Genomic DNA, 6,441 nt, shown 5'->3' on the forward strand with positions numbered 1-6,441 from the left:
AAAACCTTCTCAGCAACAAAAAACCAAAAAAACTCGCTCTCGCCGCCGTAGCCCGAAAACTCGTAACCATCGCAAATGCTGTCCTCAAACCAGTCCACATCTCACATGCTGAACTGACTTGATGACAGGTTGGTTGCATCCCCCACCCCACCGCCCTAACCCCGCAACAAAACCCCACAAATCGCCTCAAGCCCAGCTTGATCTTCCTCGTCAAACGCCGCCAGCTCCGTTGAGTCCACGTCCAACACGGCGGCCAAGGCGCCTGAGGCATCAAAGACCGGCACCACGATTTCGCTGTTCGACCGGCTGTCGCAGGCGATATGGCCCGGAAAGGCGTGCACGTCTTTGACCAATTGGGTTTGGCCTGATGCTGCCGCCGTGCCACAGACGCCACGGCCAAACGGGATACGCAAACAGCCCAGCGTGCCTTGATAAGGCCCGACCACCAGTTCCGTCGGCTTTAGGGGATCGACCACGTAAAAGCCCGTCCAGAAAAAGCGCGGGCCAAAGGCCTGTACCAAGAGGCTGACGGCGGTAGCATAACGCGCGGTGTGGCTGGTCTCGCCTGCCACGACAGAAGCAATCATTGCCTCGACCTCGCGGTAGCGGGCGGGTTTTTCGAGTGGGAGATCGTCGGGGGAAAAGGTTTCGGCCATGGCGGCTATCTATGGCTTCGGAACGCTGTTTGCCAGTGGTGCGCGCAAAAAGTCTCAGTCTTGGAAGCGGTAGAGATAGCCCGTCACCTGACACAAAGTCTCAAATCCTAGGGCACGCAAAATCGGCTCGCTCGTCGGCAAGGCTTCTGAGAACACCCATTTACAGCCCATCTCTGCCGCCGCCTGCACCCGGGCATGTACAACAGGGCGATAAAAGCCGCGACGGCGATAGTCTGGATGGCTAGCCCCACCATAAAGGCCGGCAAACCCACTCCCCTCCGTGCGGGTCAAACGGCCCATTGACACAGGCTGGCCTTCAAAGAGGCCGAGCCAAAACGGCTCGCCCCCCAAGGCCCGTTTCAGCAAGTCCTCAGGCGTCTTATCCCAATTGTTTCCAAAGGCTTGCAGCGCCAAGTTAAAGCAATGCGTGGCTTGTTCCAACGTCTGGATTTTCGTAATTTCTAGGCCGGGCACAGGAGTCGCTGGGCCTAAATCAGAGGCGCGAACCAAGATTGTCTCAGTCGGCTGGCGCTCAAACCCTGCGGCCTCTAGGGCTTGGGCGAGGCCTGCTGGTTGGTCATGAGAATAGAGCTTCCACTCAAGGTCCTCAGCCCCAGCGGCCCTTGCCACGGCAAGCTCGACCGCAATGGCCTCCTCATAGGAAGGCACCTCAATGTCCTGCCAAATGATCTGGCCATGATCGCGCGTCACCTGGGGTGTCTGCGCCCAAGTGGACGGCAAAGCGGCACCCTCGGGCCGTCGACGCTGACCAAGGTCAAAGGCAGCAAGCATGGATGAGGCGGACATTATTTCAAAGCGGCCAGTCGCCCAAACTGGGTGGTCAAAACGCCATCAACCGGGGCCGCCAGCCCATCTAGCTTGGACTCTGATGCCCCATTGACCAGATACACCACATGAAGCTGGGTCTTAGTCGGGTCTGCTGCAGGCTTAAGCGTGAAGGTCATGGTCGCCTTCACGGCCATCCCTTGCAAGGGGCCAAAGCCACCCTCGATCCGCAAGGCTTTGCCGGGAATGGCCATCAAGACGCGCGCATGCTCCACCCCGCCATTGGGCCAAGTCTCACACCAGCATCCACCGGGCCGCACATCCAGACTTAGGTTCTTGGCTTGTCCCGAATAGGTATGATCAGAGGACCACCAAGCCGGAACATCGACGACATGTTTCCAAGCATCAGACGGGGCACCCGCCAGCTCGACATCATAGACCAAAGCCATCTGGCTCGACGAAGCGGATTGAACGCCAGCTAAGGCGGGGTTAGCGCAGAGCATCCCAAGCGCGACACCTAACCAAATCCGCATGGCGTCCTCCCCGGTCAAGCAGCCTTTTTGGCTGCTGGTTTGGCTGAGCCCGTCTCAGCTTTCATCGTCTTGCCATACCAGAATTCGCCTTCATCAAAGAAGTCGCGCATCACGGGGACGATCTTTTCAGCAAACGAGACCAAGAACAAATGCCCGCCACCTTGAACGATGTGCAGCTTGGCATTGGGCGCGAGGCTCGCGATCCAGCGGCCATTGATCTCGGGCACGATCTTGTCCTTATCGCCCATCATGACCAAGGTTTTGGCTTGCAGGAAGGGTAAGAACCACGCACTCGTCCAGCCCATCATGCAGGTCAGCTGTTGCATATAGCCCATGGTCGACGGTGGTAGGAGGCGCGAGGCATGACCGTCCGAGCCGCTGGTGTCGCCCCCGTAAAGCGTGCGGAAATTGGCCAACATATAGTCCTTATCGACATAGCGACGGGGGCTGGCCATTTTCATCAAGACTTCAGGGTCGCCCGGCACCATAAGCATGCCCATGCTGGTCGCGGCGAGCAAGAGACGGCCCGTTCGCTTTGGGTTTTGCCACGCAAATTGCTGGGCCATCGCCCCGCCCCAAGAGACGCCCATAACGTCGACGACATCAAACCCGTAATGATCCAATAACTTGGCAGCAAACGCGCACATCATCCAAGGCCGATACGGCAGGATCGGATTGGGTGACTTGCCCACACCTGGCATGTCAAAGGTGATGATATCTCGGTCGACAAACCAATCGGCCAAAGGGGCCATCAGTTCAATATTGGCACCAATCCCATTGAAAAACAGAATCGGTCGTGGACGGTCCTTACCCGCTTTACCTTGTAGGTCCGTACGCCAAACGGCGGCGCGAACGGTGCGTCCGCCGATGGTGACACGTTCGAACTGGGCCTTGCGGCCTGTCGTTTCGGTAGCTGATGACACGTTAGACAATCCTTTTAGCGATCCCTGAGCCGGGCAAACTATGGTCGATCAAGATGGTTGCAAAACACTTACGCTTGGAAAGAGTAGGTCGATACACCAATTTTAGTCATTGAACGCATAGCGGCCAGGTGCCGCATCGCCTGCGGGATGGTTCTTATTGCCAACCTCTGCCGGAGCCGCCTTCATCGCGCCAGAGCGCGCCTTCAGCCATTCGCCCCACAAGAGCCACCAAGAGCCTGGCACTTCGGTTGCGCCCGCCATCCATTCGTCGGTGGTTGGGGGTGGCTTGCCCTCATTGCGATAATATTTCGACTTCGGATTGCCCGGTGGGTTCAGCAAAGCCTGAATATGGCCAGAGTGCGAGAGGATAAACTCGATATTCGGAGAGCCCACCAATTGGGTCGTGCGATAACAGGCCTTCCATGGCGTGATATGGTCGGTAACGCCCGCAATGACGAACAAATCATTGGTGACTTTGGTCAAGTCAACAATATGGCCCGCAAACTCCACCTGCCCCGGATTGGCGAAGGGCTGTTTGGGATACATGTCGAGATAATCAGAGTGCAGCTTTGCCGGCAGATTGGTCGTGTCATTATTCCAGAACAACACGTCAAACGGCGGCGGATCTTGGCCCATCAGATAGTTGTTGATGACATAGTTCCAAATGAGGTCGTTGGGGCGCATCCAAGCAAACATCCGGCCCAAGGAATCGCCTTCGAGAATGCCCTTCTTGGCCGAGCGTTGGCGTGCCAATTCAATCCCATGTTCAGAGACCAAGGCCCCCACTTCGGAATCGTCCTTTTGTGGGTCGAGCACGTTCACCATCAGGCTGACCGCATTGACGCGATTATCGCCCATGCTGGCCAATTTCGACAGGAAGGTCGCCGTGGTGATACCGCCCGAGCAAGCGCCCGAGACGTTCAGCTTCTTCGACTTCGTGATCTCTAAGATCACATCGCTCGCCTTGATCAGCTCGTCGACATATTCAGCCAAGCCCCAATTGCGATGCTCTACCCGTGGATTGCGCCAAGAGACGAGGAAGGTGGTGAGACCCAGCGAGCCCAAGAAGCGCACAATGCTCTTATCCGGCGAGAGGTCATTCACATAGGCTTTGTTGATCTGTGGCGGGATGATCAGGAACGGAATGGCATGGACCTGCTCGGTCGCTGGCGAATACTGGATTAGCTCCATCATGTCCGTCTTATAGACGACCGCGCCCTTGGAGGTCGCGAGATTTTCGCCAACTTTGAATGGGCGCTTGTCCACTTGGCTGACTTGGCCGCCATTTTCCGTGATGTCGCGATAGGCATTTTGCAGACCTTTAATCAGGCTCATGCCACCGCTTTCATAGGCGCGCTTAATCGCAGCCGGATTGCCCACAAGTGTGTTGGTGGGCGAGATGCTGTCGATGATCATCTGAGAAACAAAGGTGGCGCGGGCCTTCTCCATCTCGTCTAAATCAAGATCAGCCAACCAGGTACCAACGTTCTTTTGAACCGCGAGATAATATTGCATGCCCATGCGATAGATCGGGTTATATTTGAACGTAATATCTAGGAAGCGCTTATCTTTGGCTTCTGGTGCCAGATCGCTTTCATTCTTCAAAATCTTGACGACATCATCGCCCAAGGCCTTCAGATGCTTGGTGGTCGTGGCGGGCTTTGCGGTTACTTCGCGCATCATCAGCGCGACAGCCCCCATCAAATCCTCACGCGCCAGACCCATCATGGCCGTTAGGGCCACGGTATTTTGTGCAGCTTCGTCACCAAGATTGATTTTCTGCTTCGACATTCAGACCTCCCCGCCCCGAAGATTCATTAAATGACCCCCGCAAGCATTGTCAGAACCGACGTTATGACGGCAATTGATAATCGTGAAGTCGTTTCTGCTGTGATAAGCGCGTTTGGTTACGGATTTTCGTCGTTTGCCTGTATCTGGCTGCTAAAGGACACCTAAAAATGAGTGGATCAAGCCCTACCAAGGACAAAATCCTCACCAAATCGCGCGAACTCTTCAACAGCGAAGGTTTCGGTGCCTTGGCGGCTGTCGATATTGCCAACCATCTCTCGATGTCGCCCGGCCACCTATATTACCATTTTAAAGGCAAGGCCGAGATTGCAGCCGCTTTGCTGGCGGCCCATATTGGCGAATTAGAAGCCATCAAAAGTGCCGCGCTGGAAAAATGCGCAGGCCCCGACGCCACAATTGAGACCGCTTGGACATGGGTGCACATATTGGTCGAAGAGGCGTGGGATGCCCGCTTTGCTTACCGGGAGCCCTTATCCGTGGTCCGCGCCGATGCCCGATTGGCCAATCAGATCCGCCATATGTTTGCGGTCCAGCATGATGCGGCCTTCGGCCTCCTCCATGCGCTTCGCGCCTCAAAGGCCATTGTCGCCAGCGAGGAAGCCTTTGACGGTCTAGTCAACCAAGTTGCCCTAGGCCTTGCCTTCCAATTGGTGCGGATGGAGTTTGATGCCCCAGTTACAGAAACGCCGCGCGCACTTATCGCACGCGCGGCCGCTCTGATCATGTTGCCGATCACGGGCTTTATCCGCCCGGATCATGAATCAGCTTAAGCAGCTTCAGTTTCGGTTTTCTTAGCAGCCTTAGGAGCAGCTTTCGCGCCCTTCAAAGCTTCAACTTCTACGGTCAAAGCTTCGATCTTTGCAGTCAAGGCTTCGATTTGGCCGCCGATGGCGAAGATATTGATTGGCGCAACTTTGTCGATGAATGGCGACACAGTTTCGACAACAGTCTTGCGGACTGCTTCAAAACGCTCTTCCAGATCATGGATGCGGGTTTCCGAAGCCGACTTCACTTGTGCGGTTGTCTTTTCGACATACTCGGTCACTTTGCCAGCGGTTTCGTTCTTGGAGATGCTGGAACGCACCAGATCTTCAACTTGCTCGCCCTTTTCAACCAATTGGTCGAACATTTCGTTTGCCGCACCGGTTACTTTTTCAACGCGGCCAGCGGCTTCTTGATAAACGCGGCCATAAGCGCCAACGCCTGCCAACCAGATCTTGCGCGCGATTTCGAGACCTTCGCTACGTGCGGTCTCAACAGTTTCGGTGACTTTCTTTGCTTCGGTCATTTTATCTCTCCTTCACCGGGCTGCGTGGGGGGGAGGAGCAGCCCTTTGGTGTTCTATGAACAAGGTATAGCGCACGGTTTTAGAAAGCGCATACTAAATGCTGCGGTGCAGCATTTGGGGGAGTCCCTCCCCCCTTTTTCCCAACCAATTGTCATCCCCGATGGCGTCAGCCAATCGGGGCCCTTGCGCCGCAAAATCCCAAGGGGTCCCCGCTCTGCGCTATCGCTTCGGCGGGGATGGCGTCGGAGGGGTGAAGCACTTAGCCGGGCTTTGGTTAAGCATGGTTCCCACTCAAATAGGTCCCAACAAAGGAACCCCCCTTGTGTGTTTTGGATGTGATAGAGAGGTCGAGTGAAGGCTGGTCGCGCAACCAGCCTTCACCGCGACCTTGAGACCGTGTGTCCCCTTTGGCGTAAACCGTGGGAGAGCTTGGTCCTGGTCGTGAT

Annotated in this window: 7 protein-coding genes; 1 reads left to right on the forward strand and 6 read right to left on the reverse strand. The window is 55.9% G+C overall.

The features are described 5' to 3' along the window. Positions 1–155: 155 nt before the first annotated feature. The 5 genes from ACIQ20_RS15370 to ACIQ20_RS15390 form a co-directional block, all read right to left on the reverse strand. Entirely contained in the window at positions 156–656 is a 501-nt protein-coding gene (locus ACIQ20_RS15370) for a GAF domain-containing protein (protein WP_395781829.1), read from the reverse strand. Between the two features lie 54 nt (positions 657–710). After that, on the reverse strand, positions 711–1,463 hold the full coding sequence (locus ACIQ20_RS15375; RefSeq protein WP_395781831.1) for a GNAT family N-acetyltransferase: 753 nt from the start codon (positions 1,461–1,463) through the stop codon (positions 711–713). Then, complete coding sequence (locus ACIQ20_RS15380) at positions 1,463–1,975, reverse strand: ATPase (protein WP_395781833.1); 513 nt, start codon at positions 1,973–1,975, stop codon at positions 1,463–1,465. Before ACIQ20_RS15380 ends, ACIQ20_RS15375 begins: the two co-directional genes overlap by 1 nt. Positions 1,976–1,989: 14 nt before the next feature. Further along, entirely contained in the window at positions 1,990–2,898 is a 909-nt protein-coding gene (locus ACIQ20_RS15385; protein WP_395781835.1) for an alpha/beta fold hydrolase, read from the reverse strand. A gap of 102 nt (positions 2,899–3,000) precedes the next feature. Beyond that, positions 3,001–4,689, reverse strand: a complete 1,689-nt coding sequence (locus tag ACIQ20_RS15390) for an alpha/beta fold hydrolase (RefSeq protein ID WP_395781837.1) — start codon at positions 4,687–4,689, stop codon at positions 3,001–3,003. Positions 4,690–4,856: 167 nt separating this feature from the next. Between ACIQ20_RS15390 and ACIQ20_RS15395 the strand changes: the two genes are divergently transcribed. Continuing rightward, positions 4,857–5,477: a TetR/AcrR family transcriptional regulator gene (locus ACIQ20_RS15395; RefSeq protein ID WP_395781839.1), complete on the forward strand. Its 621-nt coding sequence runs from the start codon at positions 4,857–4,859 to the stop codon at positions 5,475–5,477. On the opposite strand, the gene ACIQ20_RS15400 is transcribed toward ACIQ20_RS15395, so the two are convergent. Beyond that, positions 5,474–5,995 carry a phasin family protein gene (locus tag ACIQ20_RS15400; RefSeq protein WP_395781841.1) on the reverse strand — a complete coding sequence of 174 codons (522 nt, stop codon included), beginning with the start codon at positions 5,993–5,995 and terminating at the stop codon, positions 5,474–5,476. The genes ACIQ20_RS15395 and ACIQ20_RS15400 overlap by 4 nt on opposite strands. Positions 5,996–6,441: the final 446 nt, after the last annotated feature.

The organism is Aquidulcibacter sp. (assembly GCF_044346625.1).
Classification (GTDB): Bacteria; Pseudomonadota; Alphaproteobacteria; order Caulobacterales; family Aquidulcibacteraceae; genus Aquidulcibacter.